The sequence below is a fragment of the Nostoc sp. ChiVER01 genome, from assembly GCF_034531155.1.
In the GTDB taxonomy this organism is placed as follows: Bacteria; Cyanobacteriota; Cyanobacteriia; order Cyanobacteriales; family Nostocaceae; genus Nostoc.
This window is the reverse complement of record NZ_JAVRBS010000009.1, coordinates 137,104-161,844: the sequence shown is the minus strand read 5'-3', so window position 1 is coordinate 161,844 and position 24,741 is coordinate 137,104. Positions and strand designations below refer to the sequence as shown.

At 42.2% G+C, this 24,741-nt stretch carries 26 protein-coding genes and 2 tRNA genes; 13 read left to right on the top strand and 15 right to left on the bottom strand.

Features of this window, described 5'->3' with window-relative positions; all coding sequences use genetic code 11:
* The first annotated feature begins 5 nt into the window (after positions 1-5).
* Positions 6-431, top strand: a complete 426-nt coding sequence (locus tag RMY00_RS14580; protein WP_109007311.1) for a response regulator — start codon at positions 6-8, stop codon at positions 429-431.
* Between the two features lie 5 nt (positions 432-436).
* Positions 437-2,716: a response regulator gene (locus RMY00_RS14575; protein ID WP_322648282.1), complete on the top strand. Its 2,280-nt coding sequence runs from the start codon at positions 437-439 to the stop codon at positions 2,714-2,716.
* A gap of 283 nt (positions 2,717-2,999) precedes the next feature.
* On the opposite strand, the gene ychF is transcribed toward RMY00_RS14575, so the two are convergent.
* The 3 genes from ychF to yidD form a co-directional block, all read right to left on the bottom strand.
* A complete protein-coding gene (gene ychF, locus RMY00_RS14570) occupies positions 3,000-4,091 on the bottom strand; it encodes a redox-regulated ATPase YchF (RefSeq protein ID WP_190912345.1) in 1,092 nt (363 codons plus the stop codon).
* A gap of 45 nt (positions 4,092-4,136) precedes the next feature.
* Positions 4,137-4,364, bottom strand: coding sequence for a hypothetical protein (locus RMY00_RS14565; RefSeq protein ID WP_322648214.1), 228 nt, complete (start codon positions 4,362-4,364; stop codon positions 4,137-4,139).
* A gap of 239 nt (positions 4,365-4,603) precedes the next feature.
* A complete protein-coding gene (yidD, locus tag RMY00_RS14560; RefSeq protein ID WP_322648213.1) occupies positions 4,604-4,840 on the bottom strand; it encodes a membrane protein insertion efficiency factor YidD in 237 nt (78 codons plus the stop codon).
* Between the two features lie 61 nt (positions 4,841-4,901).
* Here yidD and RMY00_RS14555 point away from each other — a divergent pair, with 61 nt between their 5' ends.
* From RMY00_RS14555 to RMY00_RS14545, 3 genes are all read left to right on the top strand, one after another.
* Positions 4,902-5,603, top strand: a complete 702-nt coding sequence (locus RMY00_RS14555) for an SEC59/DGK1/VTE5 family protein (protein WP_322648212.1) — start codon at positions 4,902-4,904, stop codon at positions 5,601-5,603.
* A gap of 61 nt (positions 5,604-5,664) precedes the next feature.
* Complete coding sequence (locus RMY00_RS14550; protein WP_322648211.1) at positions 5,665-5,865, top strand: hypothetical protein; 201 nt, start codon at positions 5,665-5,667, stop codon at positions 5,863-5,865.
* Positions 5,866-5,874: 9 nt separating this feature from the next.
* Positions 5,875-6,219, top strand: coding sequence for a hypothetical protein (locus tag RMY00_RS14545; RefSeq protein WP_322648210.1), 345 nt, complete (start codon positions 5,875-5,877; stop codon positions 6,217-6,219).
* Between the two features lie 53 nt (positions 6,220-6,272).
* Here RMY00_RS14545 and RMY00_RS14540 read toward each other — a convergent pair whose 3' ends face one another.
* Positions 6,273-7,172: an alpha/beta fold hydrolase gene (locus RMY00_RS14540; RefSeq protein WP_322648209.1), complete on the bottom strand. Its 900-nt coding sequence runs from the start codon at positions 7,170-7,172 to the stop codon at positions 6,273-6,275.
* 443 nt (positions 7,173-7,615) lie between these two features.
* On the opposite strand from RMY00_RS14540, the gene RMY00_RS14535 reads away from it, so the two are divergent.
* The 4 genes from RMY00_RS14535 (at position 7,616) to RMY00_RS14520 (ending at position 10,750) form a co-directional block, all read left to right on the top strand.
* A complete protein-coding gene (locus RMY00_RS14535; RefSeq protein ID WP_322648208.1) occupies positions 7,616-8,170 on the top strand; it encodes a thioredoxin family protein in 555 nt (184 codons plus the stop codon).
* Between the two features lie 71 nt (positions 8,171-8,241).
* The gene (gene pyrH, locus RMY00_RS14530) at positions 8,242-8,970 is read left to right on the top strand and encodes a UMP kinase (protein ID WP_100898733.1); all 729 of its coding nucleotides are present in this window, start codon (positions 8,242-8,244) and stop codon (positions 8,968-8,970) included.
* Positions 8,957-9,505, top strand: coding sequence for a ribosome recycling factor (gene frr, locus RMY00_RS14525; RefSeq protein ID WP_322648207.1), 549 nt, complete (start codon positions 8,957-8,959; stop codon positions 9,503-9,505). Before pyrH ends, frr begins: the two co-directional genes overlap by 14 nt.
* 123 nt (positions 9,506-9,628) lie before the next feature.
* Positions 9,629-10,750, top strand: a complete 1,122-nt coding sequence (locus RMY00_RS14520) for a geranylgeranyl reductase family protein (protein ID WP_322648206.1) — start codon at positions 9,629-9,631, stop codon at positions 10,748-10,750.
* A 97-nt stretch (positions 10,751-10,847) separates the two neighbouring features.
* Here RMY00_RS14520 and RMY00_RS14515 read toward each other — a convergent pair whose 3' ends face one another.
* On the bottom strand, positions 10,848-11,717 hold the full coding sequence (locus RMY00_RS14515) for a lysostaphin resistance A-like protein (protein ID WP_416212066.1): 870 nt from the start codon (positions 11,715-11,717) through the stop codon (positions 10,848-10,850).
* A gap of 286 nt (positions 11,718-12,003) precedes the next feature.
* Complete coding sequence (locus tag RMY00_RS14510) at positions 12,004-12,441, bottom strand: AbrB family transcriptional regulator (RefSeq protein ID WP_109007297.1); 438 nt, start codon at positions 12,439-12,441, stop codon at positions 12,004-12,006.
* 1,443 nt (positions 12,442-13,884) lie between these two features.
* Between RMY00_RS14510 and RMY00_RS14505 the strand changes: the two genes are divergently transcribed.
* Positions 13,885-14,892: a succinate dehydrogenase/fumarate reductase iron-sulfur subunit gene (locus RMY00_RS14505; protein ID WP_322648205.1), complete on the top strand. Its 1,008-nt coding sequence runs from the start codon at positions 13,885-13,887 to the stop codon at positions 14,890-14,892.
* Between the two features lie 49 nt (positions 14,893-14,941).
* On the opposite strand, the gene RMY00_RS14500 is transcribed toward RMY00_RS14505, so the two are convergent.
* From RMY00_RS14500 to psbX, 4 genes are all read right to left on the bottom strand, one after another.
* The gene (locus RMY00_RS14500; protein ID WP_322648204.1) at positions 14,942-15,466 is read right to left on the bottom strand and encodes a Tol biopolymer transporter periplasmic protein; all 525 of its coding nucleotides are present in this window, start codon (positions 15,464-15,466) and stop codon (positions 14,942-14,944) included.
* Between the two features lie 72 nt (positions 15,467-15,538).
* On the bottom strand, positions 15,539-16,099 hold the full coding sequence (locus RMY00_RS14495) for a hypothetical protein (RefSeq protein ID WP_322648203.1): 561 nt from the start codon (positions 16,097-16,099) through the stop codon (positions 15,539-15,541).
* Between the two features lie 47 nt (positions 16,100-16,146).
* Positions 16,147-17,058 (bottom strand): Ycf66 family protein, encoded by a 912-nt coding sequence (locus RMY00_RS14490; protein ID WP_322648202.1) that lies wholly within the window; start codon positions 17,056-17,058, stop codon positions 16,147-16,149.
* 247 nt (positions 17,059-17,305) lie between these two features.
* Positions 17,306-17,425: a photosystem II reaction center X protein gene (gene psbX / locus RMY00_RS14485; protein ID WP_174709687.1), complete on the bottom strand. Its 120-nt coding sequence runs from the start codon at positions 17,423-17,425 to the stop codon at positions 17,306-17,308.
* 254 nt (positions 17,426-17,679) lie between these two features.
* On the opposite strand from psbX, the gene RMY00_RS14480 reads away from it, so the two are divergent.
* On the top strand, positions 17,680-17,973 hold the full coding sequence (locus RMY00_RS14480) for a YggT family protein (protein ID WP_322648201.1): 294 nt from the start codon (positions 17,680-17,682) through the stop codon (positions 17,971-17,973).
* Between the two features lie 83 nt (positions 17,974-18,056).
* Here RMY00_RS14480 and accC read toward each other — a convergent pair whose 3' ends face one another.
* Entirely contained in the window at positions 18,057-19,400 is a 1,344-nt protein-coding gene (gene accC, locus RMY00_RS14475; RefSeq protein WP_322648200.1) for an acetyl-CoA carboxylase biotin carboxylase subunit, read from the bottom strand.
* Between the two features lie 490 nt (positions 19,401-19,890).
* Here accC and RMY00_RS14470 point away from each other — a divergent pair.
* Positions 19,891-19,971, top strand: a tRNA-Leu gene (locus tag RMY00_RS14470).
* Between the two features lie 216 nt (positions 19,972-20,187).
* Positions 20,188-20,811, top strand: coding sequence for a chorismate lyase (locus tag RMY00_RS14465; RefSeq protein WP_322648199.1), 624 nt, complete (start codon positions 20,188-20,190; stop codon positions 20,809-20,811).
* A 235-nt stretch (positions 20,812-21,046) separates the two neighbouring features.
* Here the strand turns inward: RMY00_RS14465 and RMY00_RS14460 are convergent, their stop codons facing one another.
* From RMY00_RS14460 to RMY00_RS14445, 4 genes are all read right to left on the bottom strand, one after another.
* Positions 21,047-21,220: a hypothetical protein gene (locus RMY00_RS14460; RefSeq protein WP_322648198.1), complete on the bottom strand. Its 174-nt coding sequence runs from the start codon at positions 21,218-21,220 to the stop codon at positions 21,047-21,049.
* Positions 21,221-21,799, bottom strand: coding sequence for a Uma2 family endonuclease (locus RMY00_RS14455; RefSeq protein ID WP_322648280.1), 579 nt, complete (start codon positions 21,797-21,799; stop codon positions 21,221-21,223).
* Between the two features lie 286 nt (positions 21,800-22,085).
* Positions 22,086-22,157, bottom strand: a tRNA-Lys gene (locus RMY00_RS14450).
* A gap of 61 nt (positions 22,158-22,218) precedes the next feature.
* Positions 22,219-24,462 (bottom strand): GAF domain-containing protein, encoded by a 2,244-nt coding sequence (locus tag RMY00_RS14445; protein WP_322648197.1) that lies wholly within the window; start codon positions 24,460-24,462, stop codon positions 22,219-22,221.
* Positions 24,463-24,741 lie beyond the last annotated feature (279 nt).

Genomic DNA, 24,741 nt, shown 5'->3' with positions numbered 1-24,741 from the left:
CGATTATGCCTATTGAGGTTTTGTTGGTAGAGGACAATCCAGGCGATGCCCAACTCACACGCATCGCCCTGGAAGAAAGCAAAATTTCGATTCACTTGAATGTGGTCGAAGATGGGGTAGAGGCAATGGCATTCTTGCGAAAGCAGGAAAAATATGTCAAAGCAGCCCATCCAGATATTGTCCTGCTAGATTTAAATCTCCCTAGAAAAGATGGGCGAGAAGTACTGGCAGAAATTAAAGGAGATGAAAACCTCAAGCGAATTCCTGTAGTAATTTTGACGACTTCCCAAGCTGAAGAAGACATCCTTAAAGCCTATAATTTATGTGCAAACTGTTATATAACTAAGCCCGTCGATTTCGATCAATTCGTTAAAATTGTACAATCAATAGAAAATTTTTGGTTTGCGATCGTAAAACTGCCACCGGAGTAGTGGAAATGGCAGGTAAAAATATTAAAGTCTTATTAGTAGAAGATAACCCTGGTGATGTATTTTTATTACAAGAGTTTTTAAAGGAAGTTACCACAGTTGTAGTTGATTTGTCGCCCGTTGAGCGCCTTTCCGAAGCCCTCAACTACTTAGCTAAGGAACCTTTTGATGTAATTTTGTTAGACCTCTCGCTGCCAGATAGCCAGGGACTAGAAACTTTTGTCATCGCTCACCATCAAGCAAAAGCCACCCCGATAATTGTGCTGACGGGTATAAACGATGAAACCCTAGCGATTAGAGCAATGCAAGAAGGAGCGCAAGACTATTTGGTGAAAGGGCAAGTAACTGGCGACTTGCTGGTGCGCTCAATGCGTTATGCTATCGAACGGCAACGGGCAGACAACGCACTGCGACAAAGTGAGGAACGATTTCGGGTAGCTCTCAAAAACTCTCCTATCTTTGTCTACAACCAAGATTGCGAGTTACGGTACACCTGGGTTTATAATCCCTCTTATGGATTGACAGTTGAAGAAATGTTGGGCAAACAAGACTTGGATATTATTCCAGTTGAAGATGCTCAACGTCTCACCACAATTAAACGTGGAGTGTTAACCACTGGCATAGGAACGCGAGAGGAAGTATCAATAACAATCAAAGATACAACTCGATATTACGATTTGACAGTTGAGCCATTGCGGAACGAGTCGCAAGAAGTTGTTGGTGTGACATGCGCCAGTATTGATATTAGCGAACGACAAGTCGCGCTACGCGAACGCAAATTGGCAGAAGAAAAAATCCGCGAACAAGCAGCATTACTTGATGTCACTACAGATGCCATTTGCCTGCGAGATTTAAACAATGAAATTATCTTCTGGAACAAAGGCGCAGAAACACTTTACGGTTGGAAAGCGACAGAAGCTCGGGGCCAAAATGCTAGTAAGCTTTTGTATGGCGAACCTTCACCAGAAATTGAAGCGGCTCTTTTACAAGTTGTTAATAAAGGAAAGTGGCAGGGCGAATTAACTAAACTTACTAAAACTGACAAGGAAATCCTTGTTGCTAGTCGCTGGAGTTTGGTATGCGACGAACAAGGGAAACCCAAATCTATTCTCACCGTTGACACAGATATTACCGAGAAAAAACATCTAGAAGCCCAATTGTTTCGCGCCCAACGTTTGGAAAGTATTGGTACTTTAGCTAGTGGCATTGCTCATGACCTTAACAATATCCTGACACCGATTTTGGCAGGAGCGCAATTATTACCACTCAAATTTCCTCATGCAGATGAGCGAACTCGCCATCTACTAGAAATTTTGGAAATCAACGCTAGACGCGGTGCTGATTTAGTCAAACAGGTGCTATCTTTTGCGCGGGGTGTAGAAGGGAAGCGCATCACTTTGCAACTCAGACATATAATTGTGGAACTTGGCAAGATTCTCAAAGAGACATTTCCCAAATCCATAGAAATTAGCACTGATGTAACACAGGATTTGTGGATGGTTTCTGGAGATAGCACACAACTGCATCAAGTGCTGATGAACCTCTGCGTTAACGCCCGCGATGCTATGCCCAATGGCGGTAGTTTGAGTATTTATGCTGAGAATCTGTTGATTGACGAAAATTATGCCCGGATGAACCTGGAAGCCAAAGAAGGGCCTTACACAGTGGTTACTGTCTCCGATACTGGAGGTGGGATACCTAGAGAAATCTTAGATAGAATTTTCGAGCCATTCTTTACTACAAAAGATGTAGGACAAGGCACTGGTTTAGGACTTTCCACCGTACTGGGGATAGTTAAAAGCCACAGAGGTTTTGTGAATGTGTATAGCGAAGTGGGAAGTGGCACTAGCTTTAAGGTTTACTTGCCAGCAGTGGAGGGAATGGAAACATTCACTCCAGAAGAATTGCCATTACAAACAGGACATGGAGAATTAATTTTGATTGTGGATGATGAAACTGCCATTCAAGAGATTACCAGAACATCATTAGAAGCTCACAATTATAAAATCTTAGTTGCCAGTGATGGCATAGAGGCGATCGCGCTGTACGCTAAAAATAGGGACAAAATCAGTGCTGTACTAATGGATATTATGCTGCCCTCGCTGGATGGTTTAACTGCCATCCGTACCCTGCGAAAAATTAACCCTCAAGCCAGAATTATTGCCAGCAGTGGACTTATGTCCGAGAAGAAGCTCAGTTCATTAACTAACATTGGTGTCAATACATTTTTGCCAAAGCCCTATACTGTCAACGAATTATTGCTTTCTTTACAGAAAGTACTATCGTGAGTCAAACAATTTTGGATTTTAGATTTTGGATTACCTCCCCTTTTTCCCTTGCTTATCCGAACCGTATTGGGGTGCGATCGCACTTCTAAATTAAAATAAAATTAGTTTTATAAAATTAATGTCTCGAGCTTTGCCCGTACTTCTTCTATTAAATGTTGTGAAACACTTTCAACAAATTTTACCTTTCTAATTTATGGGCTTGGTAAATTTTTGACTTTTGACTTTTGACTTACCAAAGGGGTTGACCATTATCTTATCGATAACGGTCACTCATTAATTACTCCTACACATTAAATCGGAACAACATTACATCCCCTTCCTGCACAACATACTCTTTCCCTTCACTGCGAACCAAGCCTTTTTCTTTCGCCGCATTCATCGAACCAGTTGTTACCAAATCTTTATAAGCAACAGTTTCGGCGCGAATAAATCCCCGCTCAAAATCACTGTGAATTACACCAGCAGCTTGAGGTGCAGACATTCCCGCATTAATTGTCCAAGCGCGGGTTTCTTTAGGGCCACAAGTGAAATATGTCCGCAAACCTAAAAGCGTGTAAGTTGCCCGAATCAAAGATTTCAAGCCGCCTTCTTCCACACCTAAAGACGCAAGAAAATCAGCTTTATCTTCTTCTGGTAATTCCACTAATTCAGCTTCAACTTGAGCCGAAACTATCACAACTTGGGCATTTTCTGTTGCTGCGATTTGCCGCACTGTTTCGACAAAATGATTACCCGTTGCCAATTCATCCTCAGATACATTTGCAGCGTAGATAATCGGTTTATAAGTGAGCAGTTCTAATCCTTTAATAATTTCTGTTTCTTCTTCATTCAAGCTCACCTGACGCACCGATTTACCTTCGTTTAAAGCCGCAGCTAATTTTTCTAAGACTGTGATTTCAAACTGTGCATCTTTGCTGGTACGAGCTAGTTTACGAGTGCGATCAATTCGCCGCTCAATTTGTGCTAAATCTGATAAACCCAGTTCTATATTAATGATTTCAATATCTCGCGCTGGGTCAACAGAACCAGCAACGTGGATAATATCGTCATTCTCAAAACAACGTACCACATGGACGATCGCATCAACTTCCCGGATGTGGGACAGGAATTGATTTCCTAGTCCCTCACCCTGACTAGCACCTTTAACTAAACCGGCAATATCTACAAATTCAACCCGCGCTGGGATAATTTGTGCTGAACTGGCAATTTTAGCAAGAACATTTAACCGTTCATCCGGTACTGCGACAACGCCGACATTCGGTTCAATCGTGCAAAAAGGAAAGTTAGCTGCTTCAGCTTTGGCATTAGCAACTACAGCATTAAATAAAGTAGATTTTCCGACGTTGGGAAGTCCGACAATTCCGGCTCTTAGCATTTTGGATTTTAGATTTGAGATTTTGGATTACATTACCAAGGTAATCTAAACAGGTTCCGGTATGGTTTGGGGAATTGGCCCTGGAACCGTCTGAGGAATGGGAGCAGGTACTGGTTCTGGTACAGGCCCCGGTAAGGGTTGAGGAATCGCTGGCCCCGGTACAGGTTCAGGACTAGGTAGCGGATTCGGCTCAGGATTGGGGCTAGGTAGCGGACTCGGGCCAGGAGTAGGAATTTGTGGTTCTGGTATAGAAATCGCAGTAAAATTAATCATCGTAAGTCTAAATTAAATTATTCAACCTCCCCACGCTAGATGACAACCTCATCTGTTGACATCTCCCCAAATATCTATACCCACAAACACATCCTTTAATAATTTACCCCTCTTCTCATCCTCTGTGTCCCTCTGCACTTCCCTCTGCGCGACGGCAGTCGCTCATAGGGGAACCCCCAAGACCGCGCTGCCTCCCCTCTGCGTTTAAATTTCACCCCTCAATTCCCCACTGCACAAAACTACTCCTCCTTAAACTTTTCCACCACCTCTGGTACCGGGTCGTAACCACCTGGATGAAACGGATGACAGCGCAAAATCCGCCGAGTTGCCATCCAGCTACCACGCAACACTCCAAATCGTTCAATAGCTTCAATAGCATACATCGAACAAGTTGGTTGAAAGCGACAAGTCGGGAGAAACAACGGCGAGATAAACATTCGGTAGCCCCGAATCAGCCAAATAAATAATAATTTCATTGCAGCTACCCAAATCTTATAAATTAGTAACAGGGGTAAAAATTTTCATTTTGTCGTATCTTTGTTAATTACATTTTCTGACTTCACCTCAATTCCGGTTTTATGGCTGCAAATTGCGTTGGCTGCAATTTGGGTGTTACTCATCCTTCTGATTGCAGGGGTAGTAAACCGCTTTGCCGATAAGCCAGAAATCGTGCGGAAGATAGTTCATATTGGCACTGGTAACGTGATTTTAATCGCCTGGTGGCTAGATATTCCCGCCAGTGTAGGGATTACAGCTTCTATTTTAGCGAGTGCAATCACCTTATTATCCTACCGATTACCCATTCTTCCTGGTATTAATAGCGTTGGACGGCAAAGCTTAGGGACATTTTTTTACTCTGTAAGTTTCGGTATTTTAGTTGCCTGGTTCTGGTACTTGCAACAACCCCAATACGCAGCACTTGGAATTTTGGTGATGACTTGGGGAGATGGATTAGCAGCCTTAATTGGGCAACGCTTTGGTAAACATAAGTATAAAGTTTTTGGAATAGAAAAAAGTTGGGAAGGTTCCCTAACTATGATGCTCGTTAGCTATCTCATCAATAGTTTGATTTTAGTTGGAACTCAAGGTAACAATTGGCAAACTTGGGCAGTATCACTGTTAGTAGCAGTTATAGCTACGGCTTTAGAAGCTGTTTCATTTTTAGGTATTGACAATTTGACAGTTCCCTTGGGCAGTGCAGCCCTTGGTTTCTTTTTATGTCAGTTAGTTTTTAATTAGTAATTGCCTTGAGTGCTATTTCAAACGCTCTTTTATTACTCTGACAAAATAAAATATTTGTATGTTGGGTTTCACTTTGTTCAACCGAACAAAATCAAAGATTCTTGGTGTTGGGTTTCGTTCCTCAACCCAACCTAATCCTACAGATATCTTTCGTCTAGAAGGCGGCGAGTCCATAGATTGTGGTATCTGTCCGTTCAATGACTTCGGCGATGTCTTTGAACTTAACAATACTTATTATTATGTCAAAATTTTCTTCTAGCAGCAAAAAATGATGCTTATAAATCGATTATTTAAAGGACTGGCTGTTGTATTGACAGTAATGGGAGGCATAGTAATTATTTGCTTATTAGTTAATTTGGTAGATATAACGATATCGGCCTCTGGTCTTGTAGGCAGTTCTTTCAGCAAAAATTTTAGTTTTGTTTTGCTGGCTAAACAAGCTCAAAAAAATCTTATACTTGTGTTCATTGCTAGCGCAGTTGAGATTGCCTTATTTTGGCTACTAGTACTTCTTGATGTTGTCTCTCGACACCGTGGTTTAATAGCTACTTTAATCCTCTTTATTTTCCTTGGAATTGTCGTCTTTATTGTTTACGATCAGTTCAGTATTTAAGTGGATTTTAGCTGATTGACAAAATTTACACTATTCTAACCTCTCACAGATGATTACCGCGATCGCTCCAAAATCCAATCGAGTAAAATTGGATTGACTAACTCCGGTGCTTCATCCTGCGGACAATGCCCCACTCCCTCTAAAGGAATAAACTTTTCTACTTGGGGAAAGTTAGCTAATTCTCTCCCTAACTTAATTGGCTCCCACGGATCGGCTGTTCCCCACAAGATAATCGCAGGACAGGGTAACAATGGTAAAAGGTCTTCTGGTAATGGCCCTGTAGAATAAGAAGTAAAAGCAAGAAACACAGCCCCAGCACCCGGATCGCTTGCTGGTGACATCAAAATATCTACTAACTCATCTGTCACCATCTCAGGATTCGAGTATGCTTGCAGCAGAATTTTCCGCACCGTTTTTGGTTTGGCGAGTTGATTGAAAAAGAAATCGCCAACTGGTTTGATAGATAACAGGCGTTGCAGTAGAGGCGCTCCATAACGACGAGATAAAGGTAAAGTTACCCGTTTGCGATCGTGCAACAGCCGTAAAGAACAGTTGAGCAAAGCAACTCCTAAAGCAATATTTGGGTTGCTTACTGCTGCTTGCATGGCTACAATACAGCCAATAGAATTTCCCACTAAAAAAGCTGGCTCACCGACAACTTCGCGGCAAAAATCTGCCACTTGCTGTCCCCATGTTTCTAGAGTGTAGGCAATTTTTTCTCCAGGTTGAGGTTTTGCAGAAGCACCGAACCCAATCAAATCAATAGCATAAACACGGCAACTTTGTGCTAATACGGGAATATTTTTCCGCCAATGCCACCAAGAAGCGCCAAATCCATGCACTAGAACAACGGCTGGCCCAGTGGTTCCTTGGGTTTGATAGCAGATAGAGAAATCTTGCCAAATCCAGGTTTTTGTAGAAGTAAGTGCTGTTTTTGAACTTGAGGTTGTCATAAAAATTTGATGAATACAAGGGTAAAAGCCTTTCAGCAGGAAGACGTAAGTAAAATTGTTGTGAATTTGAATAAAATTTATCAGATTTTCAAAGTAAATCCTTTGTAGTGATAGCTCAGACAGACAGCACGAAAGCTCCTTAGCTGATAGTTTTATCCAGCATAGATTTCCGTCTTGTTGATAGAGATAATTTACTCACAACTTAGATTATGTCAGTATTAAAAATCATAACTTCTACAATAATGTGAGTAATATTTTCACTATTTTTAGATGTGAGCGAATTAGCATCACTGCTAGATTCAGTAGTTTCACAATTTACGATCGCAAATTTGGTATATAACATTGTCAAATATGAGGCATCGGCTAAGGGGTGGTTTGCAACTGGAAACTGACGCTGAATTTAACAATATTTTTCTTGTTCCTAGTTCTGCGAGCCAGAAATCATGAATCTACTAGAAACAATCGATACTCCCGTTGGGAGCTATGCACCCGATTTTGAACTGCCAGGAATTGATGGTCAAGTACACCATCTCAGGCGTTATCTTGAAAAGTTCCGAGCAGTGGCAGTTATTTCTCTATGTAACCACTGTCCTTATGTAGAGTGGTACATAGACAGGTTAAAAAACATTCAAGCCGAATTTGCCCCCAAAGGCTTCACATTAATTGGTATGAATGGTAGTAATGGTAATCACGGCGCTAGGCCAAGCTTTGAAAATATGAAAGCTTTTGCCGAGCGTCACGATTTGAACTTTCCTTACCTGTGGGACTCGACGCAAGATGTAACCCGCAGTTTTGGTGCTACAAAAACACCAATGGCATTTTTAATAGATAGTAATGGTATAGTACGCTACAAAGGTACAATTGACGATCATCCTCAAGATCCATTATCGGCGGGAGAGGATTATTTAAGAACTGCGATCGCTTCTCTGTTTCTTGGTGAAGAAATAGATATACCACAAACAGAAGCAACAGGTACTACATTGATTTGGCGTAACTAGACATAGATAGTCCCTGTAACTGCTATCTTAAATTGGAGGCAATTGCAACTTTTTTGATAAAGCGGAACTTCATGGGAACGAATTACCGACGGGTTTTACTCAAACTGAGCGGTGAAGCCTTAATGGGCAACATGGGCTATGGTATTGATCCCGAAGTGGTCAAAGGCATAGCACAAGAATTAGCAGAGGTGATAGCCACTGGCACTCAAATCGCCATAGTTGTTGGCGGCGGCAATATTTTTCGTGGCGTCAAAGCAGCATCGGCGGGGATGGACAGGGCAACCGCTGACTATATTGGGATGATTGCCACGGTAATGAATGCCATGACGTTGCAAGATTCGTTAGAACGCATAGGAGTACAGACGCGGGTGCAAACTGCGATCGCTATGCAAGAATTAGCAGAACCCTATATCCGCCGTCGTGCCATCCGCCATCTTGAAAAAGGGCGGGTGGTAATTTTTGGCGCTGGTTCTGGAAATCCCTTCTTTACTACGGATACTACTGCGGCATTAAGAGCCGCAGAAATTGATGCAGAAGTGATTTTTAAAGCCACCAAAGTAGACGGAGTGTATGATGCCGATCCTCATATTTATCCTGACGCCAAGCGTTACAATAGCCTTACCTACGCGCATGTTCTAGCCAAAGATTTGCGGGTGATGGATAGTACTGCGATCGCCTTGTGTAAAGAAAATAATATCCCAATTCTGGTATTTGACTTAACGGTGCGAGGTAATATCCACCGAGCCGTCTTGGGAGAATCCATCGGTACCCTTGTGGGAGGTTCTTGTGATATTAGCTGACGCGAAAAGTAAAATGCAAAGTTCTGTTGAGTCAACTCAAAGAGCTTTTAACACGATTCGCACTGGTCGCGCCAATGCGAGTCTATTAGATAAGGTATTAGTGGACTATTATGGTTCGCCTACGCCCTTAAAATCACTGGCAACTATTAGCACGCCAGATGCCTCGACAATTCTGATTCAGCCCTATGAGCGTAATACCCTAAACATCGTTGAGAAGGCGATTTCCCTCTCAGATGTGGGTTTAACCCCCAGTAACGATGGTTCTGTAATTCGGCTGAATATTCCGCCTTTAACCAGCGATCGCCGTAAAGAATTTGTCAAAATGGCATCTAAATATGCTGAAGAGGGTCGTGTTGCTATTCGTAACATCCGCCGCGATGCCATAGACGCGATTCGCAAACAGGAGAAAGCCTCTGAAATCTCCAAAGATGAATCCAAAGACCAACAAGATAGCTTACAAAAACTGACAAACGAGTACACTGCCAAAATAGACTCACTTTTGGCAGAAAAAGAAAAAGACATCACGACTGTTTAAAGTTTAATGTCTGAAGCATAAAGGCTGAAGGATGATAGATAAATTCTTCAGCCTTTATCATTTGTTAGATATTTAACAAAACAAAAATTAATTAAACTAATTCAGGAGCAAAAATTCAGCCTTATGTACGATTGCATCATCGTCGGCGCTGGGCCAGCTGGTGGAACAGCTGCATATCATTTAGCTAAACAGGGCCGCTCAGTATTAGTGTTAGAAAAAGAATCTCTACCAAGATATAAACCTTGTGGCGGTGGTGTATCTCCAGTGATCGCTCAATGGTTTGACTTTGATTTTAGCCCTGCAATTTCTGTAAAAGCCGACTCCTTTCGCTTTACTTGGAAATTAGGCGATCCAGTAGAAGCAAAAATCGCCACAGAAGAACCAGTCTGGATGGTGCGACGAGATATTTTTGACCATTTCCTAGTGCAGCAGGCGCAGAAGCAAGGAGCTGAACTCCGAGATAATACTGAAGTAACGAGTATTGAATTTAAAAATGACTATTGGCAAATTAACACAACCAATGAGCCAGTTACAAGTCGCTATTTAATTGCGGCTGATGGTGCTAAAGGGCCAATGGCAAAATGGTTAGGCTTCAAAGACCGTAAACGCAGTTTAGCAGCAGCTTTAGAAGCAGAAGTTTCTGCAACTGTCAAAGACCAATCCACAATTCATCTTGAGTTGGGCTTGGTGAAAAATGGCTACATTTGGAACTTTCCGAAGGCGGATGGTTATTCTATTGGGATCGGTACATTTGTTGGTGGTCAACCCCAAGATTTTAAAAAGATTTTAGATGAGTACGCGCGATCGTTTGATCTAGATATCAAAACTAGCAAGCAGTATGGTTATCCCCTTTGCTTGTGGAATGGAAAGCAAAAGTTGCATACTCAAAATGCAGTTTTGGCTGGGGAAGCTGCTTGTGTAGTTTATCCTATGACAGCAGAAGGCATTCGTCCGTCAATTTTTAGTGGTTTGATTGCAGCAGGAGCTATTAACGACGCCCTTTCTGGTGATAGCAATGCTTTAGAAAAATATACTGAAGCTATTAATGAAGAATGGGGTAATGAGATGGCTTGGGCACAAAAATTAGCTGGAGCATTCTATCGCTTTCCTGCTATTGGCTACAAAGTTGGTGTTAAGCATCCCTCCGGTGCCAAAATCATGGGTAAGATTCTCTGTGGAGAACTGCGGTATAGCGACGTTACCGATCGCGCCCTTAAGCGTTTAATTCCTGGCTTTGGAAGTTAAAAATTAGGGATTAGGTAACGAATCTCTAATGTATAAGACGCCCACAAAAATTAATCATCTCTTGTAGGTTGGGCGTCTTGCTCTCGCTATTTTCACTTTAATTATGCCTAGAAAAAAACCAGATAATCATTCCAGTTCCCAATACACAAATAATTCCTGTCAAACCAGCTAAGGGTTTTTTATTCTTACCAGTGAACCAATCAGAGACTTTACCTGTATAAGTAATTAGTTCTGCTGTGTCTATAGTAGCGATCGCCCATATCCATCCCGCGTGTAATCCCCAAGCTAAACCCAAATTGTTGCGATCGGCAAACCGTGCTAACACCAGCACCATTCCCATCAGCCACAATCCAGGTAGTTGAGGTGCGGTTTCGCGTTGCTCCCAAACCAAATGTAGCAAGGCAAATATCAAGCTAGAAATTACTGCTGCTACCCAAACTGGATAATCCTGCGCTAATTCAGTAAACAGGAAACCGCGAAAAACTAACTCTTCTATCCCACCAACTAATAACGCTATCAACAAAATCGGTAGCAAGATGGGTAGCGCTAACTTGAAATTCGTCTTTTCAAAAGAACACCAGCCTAACCCAAATTGCCCACTAAATACAATAGCTAGGCTCACCACTCCCAAAGTAAAACCTAGTGCTAAAGAACCAATAGTTGAAATATTGCCAACAAAGCCGTAATCCGAAAAAGATTTATTGGTAAACCAACTAACTCCCCACAGAATTAGGGGAGCTAATAGATAGAGTGACACCAATAACGGCATTTTTTGCTCTGGCTGTAAAGGTTTAGGTGGTTGCCAATTGAGCAATATTGCTGATACTGTAGCCACTGGCAACCAGCAAATTATCCAGAAAGTAAAAAATGCCATCACTACAACTAGTGCTGGTGCATTTTCCATAAACGTCAATAAAGCGTTGACAGGAGACTCAAAATAAGTTACTAAACTAAACAAAAAAAACACGATAGACTTCTTGCACTATAGATTTCTTGCTGATTAATCAAGACTCTACTAAAATTGGTGACTTCTGCAAGGGGTCTAATCGTATTTTTTACTTGTGACAAAATTTTCTATATAGAGCTACTAGTGCCGCAAGGCAAAACTCAAACGTCAAAAGTCAAAAAGCTTTAATTTTGAGTTTTATGGCTGTAATGAAATACTACGTTTATTTCCGCCGACCTGTACTAGTTTGCTGTCGTGGTAAGGACAAGTTATCATTACCTGAAACTTATCCCTACCATCAGCAAATTTACTCTTCGTCTTCCAAATCTTCGTCCGATTCGTCGGAGTCTATATCTTCTGAGGTTAGTTTTTTGTCACTTTCACCCAGTTGAATTAGGTGAATATGTTTGTATCCCAACCTAATTTCAAACTCATCTCCAGCCTTTAAGCCCATTGCTTTGGTATATGTGGCACCAATCACAATCTGACCATTTTGATGGACACTAACCCGGTATGTCGGTTCACGACCACGACCATCTTTAGGTGCTTCTGGACTTAGAGGAATCCCTCTAGCCGATAGCAAAGCGTCATAAAAATCAGTGAGATTGACACGAACCTGGTTATTCTTAGTAACAGTGTAATAGCCGCACTGTTTAGCTCTTTCTCGGCGTGGTAAAGTGGAAAGTTCTTTTACTTTAGCAAGTAGTGCTTTTCCGGTTAATGGCGCGGTTGCAGTTTCAGTCATTATGCTCAAATTTTCCTTACTCTCTCCAAACTGAAAAACGATGTAGTCTTATGCTGGCATTTGGCTTTTTAGCATTTGCATAGAGCTACTTAGGACTCTAGTGTAACGGGTCAATTCCTGCCGATAGGAGCCAAAAGCACTTCTATATATGGTTGTCCACAACCAATTGGTCATAGTTGCCATAGAAATTCATTTTGCTGATTTCACGGCAATTTTAACCATTATTCGCCATCAGAAATGAAATTATTTTCTCTTTTGGCGCTACTGTAGCGGTGTAACTTTCAGCAACCTTTACAAATTGGGTTAATTCTACTCCAAATAAGTCGTAGATCCCAAAAAATGCAGGTTTTCCACTTTTAGTGCTTGCCCCTCTGCTCAATGAGAAGGTAGGTTTTTTCTACTCATCCTCTCAAGCTTAGGAAAGCATAGTATTTCAATAGAGTCCTACGGGCTTATGCCCTTTTGTACTGCCAGTAGAGACGCGAATTTTCTTGTCTCTACATTACGATTTAACAAAGCAGTAGTAACCGCGCTGATACGGCTATTGATTCTGTTTTGTGTTTTCGTAATTTTATATTAAATACTAGCATGGACTAATAATAGCAAAATAGTTGTTTAATTTTGAATTAAAGTTGCTGGTAAATTTTTATTTAAATTCCAGGACTGAAAGCTTGGAAAAAGCACTGAGGATTTTCCTAACCCTTTATTGCAAGCGTGAGTATTGCTCTATGCCTTTTATAAAAATTTATCTATTTAGACGAGCAGTTTTGACCAATGTGTTAAATTCAAGATTTTCTTGATTGAGAGGAAGCAAAAATTTAAAAGTCTCGCGCATCCGGGATTCCCAGTACAATAACTTTTATTTTAAAGTGTAAGGATTTTTCCTGGGTTTATTATCGTAAGCTCAAAAGCAGTCAGAGAATTTTGTACGTCTGTCTATGGGAAGAATAAATCTCTTAACATCTGCCTATCGGATTGCCACTACTATATATTGAACATACCCTTTTACACTTCTATATAATCAAAAAATTCCGTCAAGTGGTAGCTTCTGCTGAATTTTCTAGTTAGTTGCTCTAACTCAAGTTGACATCAAGAGGTGTCGCTAACCTGACATGCATTTAATTGGGATACGATCGCTAGGTCACAGAAGAAAGTAAAACGCTCTTTCCTTTACATTCCTAAACAGGTAAATTCAATGCAAAGCTATAATTACATTTTTGGCGTTTTATCTGAGAATTTGACACAAATATTGGCTACAGCACTGCTATAAGTGAAGTTTGAATGGTTATCGTTAAACTAGAATCAGCCGCTCTTTCATGGTCAGCCTATTAACGCTAGGCTTTGAATGAAGGTCAAAGAAGTATAGCTCATTTTTCGCAACTACCTGCCTTGAATCATGATTTTTGAGGCTAGTGAAGCAATTTTAAAATTTTGGTAGTGGTCATGGAAGTTATTTTTAAGGTCATTCGACAGCAACAAAATTCCTCCCCAGTGGTGCAAACCTACCTTGTAGAGGCTCAAGCAGGTAATACAATTCTGGATTGCCTCAATCATATTAAGTGGGAACAAGATGGAACTTTGGCATTTCGCAAAAATTGCCGTAATACAATTTGTGGTAGCTGTGCTATGCGAATTAATGGGCGTTCGGCTTTAGCTTGTAAGGAAAATATTGGCAGTGAACTTGCCAGATTACAACAAATAGCATCATCCCAAAGTAAAGTAAATCCCATTCCCGAAATCACGATCGCACCTCTAGGCAATATGCCTGTGATTAAAGATTTGGTTGTAGATATGAGCAGCTTCTGGAATAATCTAGAAGCAGTTGCTCCTTATGTGAGTACGGCAGCACGACAAGTGCCAGAAAGAGAGTTTTTGCAAACACCACAAGAGCGATCGCGCCTCGATCAAACTGGTAACTGTATTATGTGTGGTGCTTGTTACTCAGAATGCAATGCCCGTGAAGTTGATCCAAACTTTGTTGGCCCCCATGCCCTTGCTAAAGCTTACCGGATGGTAGCAGACTCCCGCGATAGCGACACCGAAAATCGTTTAGCAAGCTATAACGAAGGTACTAAAGGCGTATGGGGTTGTACCCGTTGTTTATACTGCGATTCAGTTTGTCCAATGGAGGTTGCACCATTAGAACAAATCACCAAAATTAAACAAGAAATTCTCACCCACAAACAAGCCGATGATAGTCGCTCAATTCGTCACCGAAAAGTATTAGTGGATTTAGTTAAAGAAGGTGGTTGGATTGATGAACGTCAATTTGGTTTACAAGTTGTCGGTAATTACTTTAAAGATTTAAGAGGATTACTAAGTCTTGCACCCCTCGGTTTGCGGATGATTCTCCGGGGTAAATTTCCTCTATCATTTGAGCCTTCTGAAGGGACAGAACAAGTGCGATCGCTCATTGAATCTGTGCAACAAGTAGAAGGGAATAGGGAGTAGGGAATAGAAAGAAAGAAATAGGGAATTTTCTTTCATCACTCCCCACTCTTCAACGTGGTTCTTGAGGTATATTCAACGGCTGTCCATAACGGTCATATACTAAAATATCCCACTGCCCGTTGTTACTGGATTCAAAAGCAATTCTACTACCATCAGCGCTAATTGTAGGGTTGCGGACTTCAGATTGTAGATTATTAGTCAAATTGCGTGATTGGCGTGTTTCCCTGTCGTAGAGAAAAATAGCCGATCGCCCCTGACGGCTAGCAGCAAACACAACATAACGACCATCTTGGGAAACGCTAGGATGAGTTGCGATCGCATCAAAGGAGTTTAAACCCGGCAAATCAACCAAATCACGAGTCACTGTATCAAACATATAAACATCTTGGCTACCACGTCGGTCAGTAATAAAAACAATGTATCTCCCAGAAATTTGGGGGTTTAATTCCGACGCTAAACTATTGAGACTCCGCCCCCCCGGATCAAAGGGATAACTCAAAAGGCGAGGGTAGCCAAAACACCCAGTCAATAAACTTAAGGATAAAAATACAGGTATAAAAAAAACACGTTTCATATATTAGGCATGGGGGATGGGGCGGGCATTAATTATTCTCCCTCATCTCCCTGCTCCCTTACTCCCTGTCTTCTACGGAGGTGAACCTACGGTTGCACCATTAGGAATATCTAACTCAATATTTGGCCCTCGGTCTAGGACTTCAATATCCCACTGACCACGGCTGGCACTTTCAAAGACAACATAACGTCCATCGGGGCTGATATTTGGTTTTCTAACCCAGCCGCGATAGGTTGGTGTGACGATTTGCGACTGTTGTATAGCGCGATCATAAAGCGCCACTACCGGTCTACCTTGGTCACTGGTAAGATAAGCAATATAACGCCCGGTATAGCTCAAGCTAGGACTTTCCGCAATTGTCTCCGCTCGGTTTATTCCCGGTGTACTAATAAACAGTTGCCTCTCTAAATCGAAAACCAGTAGCTGCTGATTACCATTCCGATTAGATACAAATGCTAAAAAGCGCCCATTTCCACTCAAAGCAGGTTGCTCCTCAGTGTAGCGACTGTTGAGGGAAGTAGGCCCCATAGAAATATCGTTATAACCACAAGATGCAAGCAAACTGGTTAAACCAAAAACCAGGCTCCAATGAATTGGTCTTTGGAGCCAAAATGTAGGCGTAAATTTTTCCACCTCAACTGTTTTCCGTCGCCTTTAAACCTACTGTCACCCCAAGTGTTTTAAACATCGTCATCAAAATCGGTCGAATTATCTCGCCCCTCATTTGGTATTTCAACCGGGTTGTATGGCACATAATCAGTTGGGATCGCCTCATCATCTTCGCGCGGTCTTCGAGAAGTCGAGTCAGTGGGTGGACGCCGCCTTCTTGGTCTGGGAGCGACATCATCTTCCCGGCTTTCTGGACGCCCAGATCCGTTATTACGCCGAGAAGGTTTTCTAACTTCCTCTCCCGAACTTTCCCAATCATCAACTTGCCTAGATGAAGAACCCCAATTCTCTTCTTCAGAGCTTTCAGAAGGGCGATTCACAGGACGCCCAGAAGTCCGCCGCCGCGTTCTATCTGCTGGAGCCTGTCTTTCACTGCTGCTGTTGCGGCGTTCTGAACGACGGGGGGGTTGTTCCTCGTAGTAGTCATCACGAGTGGAAATCTCATCTCTGCTACCCCGAATCCGGGCACGCACGGGGCGTTCCTCCTCGTCTTCATAAGGCAATGGATCTAAGTCTGCATCCATTTCAGCCTGATACTTTCTGCGATTCTTGTAGGAATAGTTTCCGCTTACCTCTCGCTCATCATCCACAATCGGAGTGTTGCGCTTTGCTTGCTGGGTAGCTATACTCCGCAGACGAATACTTTCAACTGCAAAAAATACAGTTGTGCCAACTAATAACAGTTGACCAAATTGTAGAATCGGGTCTAAGCGCCATCCTTGAAACACGAGAATAAAGCCGCAGAGCAAACCGACTGCCGCAAAAAAGATATCTTGATCCCGTGACAATTCTGGACGCACAGTGCGAAGAAAATACAGTGCTGCCCCAGCCACAGCCAGGAAAATTCCTAGAATACTGGCTGAGTTTGCCCCAAAATTTACCTGAGCCAGAAAACTGGCTGAGTTCAGCCCAAAATTTATCATTGCTGTTTTCCCAATATCAAATCTATGTTAGCGAGTCACAATTAAAATCACTACTGTAATTAGTCACAATATATTGAAGCTTCAAAGCTTTTGGCAAAGAAGCTCTGAAGCTGTTCACCGAAAAATAAAATAAACCTATGTCTGTTAGCTACAACTGCCCTAGCGGCAAGCACTGCTGCTTTTAGTGCAATTATTATAAATAGCTGACAGACAATCGGTTATGAGAGTTGATTAACTCTCATAAGCATTATGAACGCTGGATTTTATCTTTTTGGCTAATGAAAATTAGACCAACTGTAGCGGGGATTACAACAATTGCAGTACCCCATAACAGACTCCAAAGAAAATTTGCTAAAGAAGGCGTCATACTTCTAAACCTTTTTTTACACACTTCATCCTAATTTTAATAGTGTATTACTTTCTTGAGAAGCCTCTAACTCTGAACTGCCAAACTTGTTAACTGCTGTAGGGAGTTTGCTTTTCTATTACACAAGGAAGTGGCAGCATTTGGTTAAAATGATGATGAGAGGGCTTTACAAAGCTTCAAATTTTGTGGACCTAGCGAAGCGCGGCTTGCCGTTGCCTAAATTTTTCTTTCTTTACAGATAGTACCTTAAACCCATGACTGGTGTTGACCTGACTGCTTGGATTCTTGGCCCTGTGTTAGGGCTGATGACATTTTTATTTATATTTCGGATCATTCTCACTTGGTATCCGCAAGTGGATCTGAATCGTTTGCCCTTTAATTTAATAGCTTGGCCCACTGAACCATTTTTAGTGCCATTGCGAAAAGTGGTGCAACCTATAGGCGGAGTGGATATTACACCTATTATTTGGGTTGGTATCTTCAGTCTGGTGCGAGAAATATTACTAGGTCAACAAGGATTGCTGACAATGATAGACCGTGTTAATTAGGCATGGGGCATGGGGCATGGGGCATTGGTTATACTCCATCTCCCTCATTTCCCTCATTTCCCCACTCCCCACCCCCCACTCCCCTAGCCGTTCATTTCCTGCACAAAACTTGTATAGACATTACCCTGCAAAAATTGTGGAGTTTCCATAATTCTTTGATGAAATCCAATTGTGGTAGGTAGTCCAGTGATGGCACATTCGCGGAGTGCGCGTTTCATGCGGTTAATAGCAGTGGGTCGATCTGGGGCCCAAACAATTAACTTGCCGATCAAAGAATCGTAGTAAGGCGGGATTTGGTAATCTGTGTAGACGTGGGAATCAATACGAACACCAGGGCCTCCAGGGGGCAGATAGCCACTTATCCGTCCAGGAGAGGGACGAAAGTCATGATCTGGGTCTTCAGCGTTGATCCGGCACTCGATCGCATGACCCCGCAAGACTACTTGCTCTTGGGTAAGCTTAAGTCTTTCGCCTTGGGCAATGCGAATTTGTTCGGCAACTAAATCCACTCCAGTAATCATCTCTGTTACAGGATGTTCTACTTGAATCCGGGTGTTCATTTCCATAAAGTAGAATTTACCGGATCTATCCAAGAGAAACTCGATAGTACCCGCCCCACTGTAATTAATGAATTGGGCAGCTTTGACAGCAGCTTGTCCCATTTTTTCACGCAGGTCTTTGTCGAGAGCCGGGCTTGGTGCTTCTTCTAGTAGCTTTTGATTCCGGCGCTGAATTGAGCAATCCCGTTCACCCAAGTGGATGACATTACCGTAGTTATCCGCCAAAATTTGAAATTCGATGTGGCGGGGACGTTCAATAAATTTTTCTATATAAACGCCAGAATTACCAAAAGCTGCTCCTGCTTCCCCTTGGGCTGCCAGGAAAAGTTTGACAAATTCATCTTCAGAACGCACCAGGCGCATACCCCGCCCACCGCCACCGGCTGTGGCTTTGATCATCACTGGATAGCCGATTTCTTTGGCGAATTTTAATCCTTCTTCCTCAGATTCTACTAACCCCTCACTACCTGGTACTGTCGGGACTCCAGCTTTTTGCATGGTTTCTTTGGCAGTGGATTTATCCCCCATCAGCTTTATAGCTTCTGGAGTTGGGCCAATAAAAGCAATATGATGGTCAGCACAGATTTCCGCAAACCGGGCATTTTCTGCCAAAAAACCATAACCTGGGTGAATAGCAGTCGCATTGCGGGTCAGTGCGGCAGCAATAATATTGGGAATATTCAAATAACTTTTACTGCTAGCAGGTTCGCCAATGCAAACCGCTTCATCAGCAAGTTGGACATGAAGAGCATTCCGGTCAACGGTGGAATGAACCGCGACTGTCGCAATTCCCATTTCTTCACAGGCGCGGAGAATGCGAAGGGCGATTTCTCCCCGATTGGCAATTAATATTTTGTCAAACTTCATTTTTTAGTTTCGATATCATTACCAGTAGATTGACATTTTCTCTGATCCAACTTGAAACGACGCGATCGCATCATTTCAAATTATCACAGTAGATTCGCCACCTTGATTACTAAGCAAACTCGCATATTGCAGGCTTGCTGCCTCTACGAGTCTTACTACACTAACAACATTGCTGCTGTAAGTCTTAGCTAGCTTACTAAACTAGGTTTCGGCGACGCCGATAGCGACGCGCAAAGCGAGTCCGCGAGCGTCATAGCCCGTCGTAGAGATTGCCTACAAAGGGTGGGTACGCGATGCCTGCGGCAGGCTGCGCCTACGCACCGCACTTCCTACAGTCGTTCTACCCTTTTTAATATCACTTGTGCAGATGCTAGATTTCTGTCAGTCTGATACAGCCTTGAGGAAATTTATATTTTTGAGAAATATAACTTTAGATATCACCTTACTATAATTATTTTCTTATGCTATAGTCTATGTTTAGACAACCCGTGCGGATGTGGCGGAATTGGTATACGCGCACGCTTGAGGTGCGTGTGGCTTTGCCTTGGGAGTTCGAGTCTCCCCATCCGCATATTTTGTTGATTAGTAAAGGGTCAATAGTCGAGGGTCAATAGACCTTGGACTGTTGACCCTTAAATTTAGAGGGTCATTAGTCATCTTGCAAGATTAGACGCTTCGCGGCTTGCTCAGGCATCAGAAATTTTTAACAAAGGACAAATGACAAAGAACAAATGACTCTATGGTTTTTTATGCTTTTATAGAGATACGTGAAGTTTTGTAAAAAGCATTGAGTATTACTTTTACGGCGACAAACAACCTAACACTGCCAGCAGCTTGGCATCGCCTCACTCCGATTTGGCAAGGAGGGGAGGAAATAATTCAAAAAAGTTTACCTCATACTCAGCTAGCACCTGCTTGGCAGCTAATGCTTTTGGGTGACGGCTCTCCAACACGTCACCTAGAATTGCTTACAGGTGAGCCTATAGAAGTAGATGTCATTGATATGTCATTGATTGGCATGGACTTAGATGACGCTCCTGACTTGATCCAAGCTGTACCAGGGCCGCGATTACGGCGGCAAGTGTGGCTGCGGACTGCTTCTGGTCAGCGATTAGCCTATGCTACCTCGTGGTGGGAAGCTAGTCATGTAGATGAGTATTTGCAAAATCGTTCATTACCAATTTGGGCAAGTTTAGCTCGTCTTCGCACAGAACTGTATCGGGATGTTCGAGGAATTTACTATGGTGACTCATCGGCCCTAGAGTCTGGTTTTGATGTAGCTGGGCCTTTTTGGGGTCGCCATTACTTGTTTTGGCATCATGGACAGCCACTAACCTTAATTTATGAAGTTTTTTCGCCTTATTTGACTAAATATTTGGGAGCTATGCAATTAGATTCTAAATATCAGTAAAAAGGCATGATGTGGCAAAAATTTGAGGCGATCGCTGTAATAAAACTTACTTTTGCCTGCTAAATCAGTTTTATTGTTAACGCATCGGCTTGTTATGCCATTGCATCGGCTTGTAAAACTTAAAGCATCTTTTCTTTAAAGCAAGCAATCACACCCGCAACTTTAAAGCGGCCAAGTAATCCCACTGGTTGCAAACTATCCACAAAAGAACTAAAAAACTCAGCGCAGAGTTCCATCACCTTTTTAGTTTTAGGCAACTCACCCAAAATTTATAGTGTATTTGCCACCAAGCAGCAAACACACTATAAAGTTTGCCTTCTTGCTGCTGAACACCAGCATCAGATTCTATAAAAGTTTTAATTTGAGAACGTTCTGTAATTGTAGAAATAAAATCAAGATAATCATTCATCTATATAAAAATCTGCTGTAAATTTAAAACAAAACCAGGGAGAACATCTTCACCTGATAGACTCGTAGGAGATTGTAAAACTTCTGGTGCAAGATTTGGGCGATAAATGATTACTTGTTTATCTTTAGGATTAATTAACCAACCGAGTTTTAAGCCATTTGCTAAGTATTCCGCCATTTTGGCTTTAATCTCTTCCACATCATCAGTTTCAGAAACTAATTCCACTGCAAAATCAGGACACAAAGGGATAAATTTCTTTCTTTGTTCTGGGGTAAGAGCATTCCATTTTTCTATCTTTACCCAAGAAGCATCAGGCGAACGAGTTGCCCCATTTGGCAGTTTAAACCCAGTAGAAGAATCAAAAGCTTTTCCGAGGTTATTTTGATTGCTCCAAAACCATATTTGACCTAATAAATCAAAATTACGGTTTCCCGTTTCTCCCCCAGTGGGTGACATGATAATTAATTCCCCTTCAGCAGTTAACTCTAGTCGCAATTCTTTATTCACAGCGACAATTTGTGCAAATTCCTCATCAGTAAATTGCAGATTAGGAGGTAATTGTAAGGTTACAGTCATAATTAAGCACCATCAAAATTAAATATTGACCTCACTTCCATTCCTCTCTCCTAAAAGAAGAGAGGTTTTGAATTTCCCCCTTCCCTTATAGGGAAGGAGGTTAGGGGGTTAGGTCTTTCTTCCCACAAAAATCCTAGTTGCATCAAACCCATGTGCAGCTAATAGGGAAGATTTAGCCTCTACCTCTACTTTAGGAATTCCCTCCAACAAATGCGCTTAATTAGTGAAAAGTGACAATAATCTGTTAACAGTGACAGATAATTAATTAATGTACAAAATACTTTAAAAGTGGGTGACGAGGGATTTGAACCCGCAACCAATAGATTAAGAGTCTACTGCTCTACCGTTGAGCTAGTCACCCGCACGAATAACCATAATAGCAAACTTCTGACAAATTAGCTAGTACCGTGCCAAAAAACTAATTAAAGCGGGAATCTGATGCTGAAGGTGGTTTGACCGGCTCCACTCTCTACATAAATTGAGCCGCCTAAATGTCTGATCATTTTCTGCACTAATGCCAATTCTAGCCCAGTGCCGCTATGTTTCCAAGGATCATGTTTGGAAGGGTGATAGAAAGGCTCAAATATCCGTGACAGTTCGTTGCTGGTAAGCTCTAGTCCTGAATTGCTAATATTAAGCTCTACTGCGTCCTCTGCCAGGTGAGCAGAGACTGTGACAGACTCGCCTGCTGGGGTATATTTGCAGACATGGTTGAGTAGTTCGGTGATAATCCTCTCCATATCTGTGATATCTGTCTCTAAAAGCGGAAGTGCGGGATCAACACTCAGGTTTAACTGCTGTCGCTGGCAAGTGGTGAGGTCTCGAAAAGACTCGACAATGGGGTGAAGCCAGCTTTGTAAGTCAATGGCAATCAAAGTTGGGGGATCAGGTTCGGCTTCTAGATATGTGAGTGTGAGTAGGTCGTTAATTAACTTGTTTTCTCGCGCACACTCGTTATGCAGAATCTGTAAGAGTTGTGGAACTATTTCTATCTCTAATATTTCTGCTGGTGTCAGGACACTTTCAAGAGTTTGGACTGCAAGGCTGATGCTTGTTATTGGTGTCCGCAATTCTTGGGACAGGTTTCTGAGAAATTGGTTTTTGAGCCGATCGCAATTTTCTAATTCTTTGACCTGTGCCTGGGTTTGTTGGTAAAGTTGGGCTTGACGAATAGCGATCGCACATTCATTTGCAACCTGCTGCACTAACTCGATTTCAAATTCATCAAATGCCTCTTGTGTTGGTCTTGTCAACCAAATATTTCCTAAAATCCCTTGAGTATCGAAAACTGGACAAGCCATCTGAGACATAACCAACAATTTTGGTTGCCATCCAGGGACAATTTCTAAAAATTGCAAAGGTTGTTTTTGCAATAGTGACTGATAAACTTCAAGACGGTCTGCAATCTGTCTGGTCAATCCTTGACAGCGAGGTAGGTTAATGCTGTACTCGTAGGTAATAGTAACCAGAGTTTGACAGGTGCTATAAAGTTCGATTTGGCAACGGTCAAGGTTGAGTAACTCTGCTAATTCTTGAGTCACTGTCTGCAATACCTGACTTTCATCCAGACTGTCGCGGATTTGTTCTGTCATGCGTCGCACTAAGGCTTGAAAGTTTCGCACCTGCTGCAACTGATTTTTTTGTTTCTGTTTTTGCAACTCCAACTTTGCTTGGAGATCCTTGATTTGCTGACGAAGTTCTGCCTGTCTGGCAGCAATGCCGATTTGAGTTGCCAACTGAAGAGTCAAGTCTGTTTCTGTTTGCTGCCATTGACGCGATTGGTGGCAATGCTGGGCAATCAATAGCCCCCACATATCTTGCTCTTTGAAAATCGGCACGGTTAGATTGGCTCTCACCTGCAAAGATGCCAGAAAATCTATATGGCAAGGATGCAACCCATCTGCATAAATATCTTCAACAATTTGAATGCAATCTTGCCTGTAGTGTTCTGGATATTTGCCACTGAAGCAGGGATCGGTAATATTTTTTCCCAACAGGGGATCAGTCACAGTTGATTCAGCAATGATTACCCCACTGCCATCAGTCTCGAAGCGATAAATTAGGACGCGATCGCAATTCAAAAACTGCCGCAGTTGAATTGTTGTCTGATGCAGAATTGTCTCTAATTCGACAGATTGATGAATTCGTCCCGCGATCGCTTCTAGCAGTTGTTCCCGTTCAACCTGGAGTCCAACTGCCTGCTCTGCTTGCTTCACAGGAGTAATATTGCTACTAGTACCAATCAGTCGATAAATCCTAGAGTTAGCATCCCTTAGCGGCGTGAGAGTCGTACTCCACCAAGTCTGAACTCCCTGGAATTGCAAACATTGTTCGTAAGAAATAGTTTTGCCGAATAGCACACATTCAGCATAATGCTGACGCACCTTAGCAGCATCGTTGGGGGAGAGAATATCCTCTGGTTTTTTGCCCCGGAGATCATCTGAGCGAATGCCTATCCACTGTTCATGAGTGGGATTAAGTGCCACATAGCGAAAATCTCCGTCCTCCAGAACATCAACTACAAATATTGATGCTTGCACAGAATCGTACATGCTCAGTAAAAATTGCTCACTACTACTTTTCTCATCTACTTCTGTGCCGAAGAGAATCTGAGGTGGTGATAATTTTGTCAACTCCATAGTTGATTCCATTGGATTTATATTCATGCGAGAGTCCCTGTCTGGTATTACTGACTCTTCTAGGCGCTCTCTTGTCGTTACGCTTATATTAAATGCACTTCAGCGCCTATAGCAAAGTATTGTCAGCTATTGCTCATCGAGATTTGGATCTTTCTCTACTTCTTGTCAGAAATCTAGGAAAGCTAATAAAAGTCAGCTTAACAAATCCTGCTTTTTGAAGGCAAAAATACATTTGCAGGTTGGGCAAACTTATTGAAGTTGATTTTTAACAGTTTTTCCAGATTTTTGCATATACTTAAGTGCAAA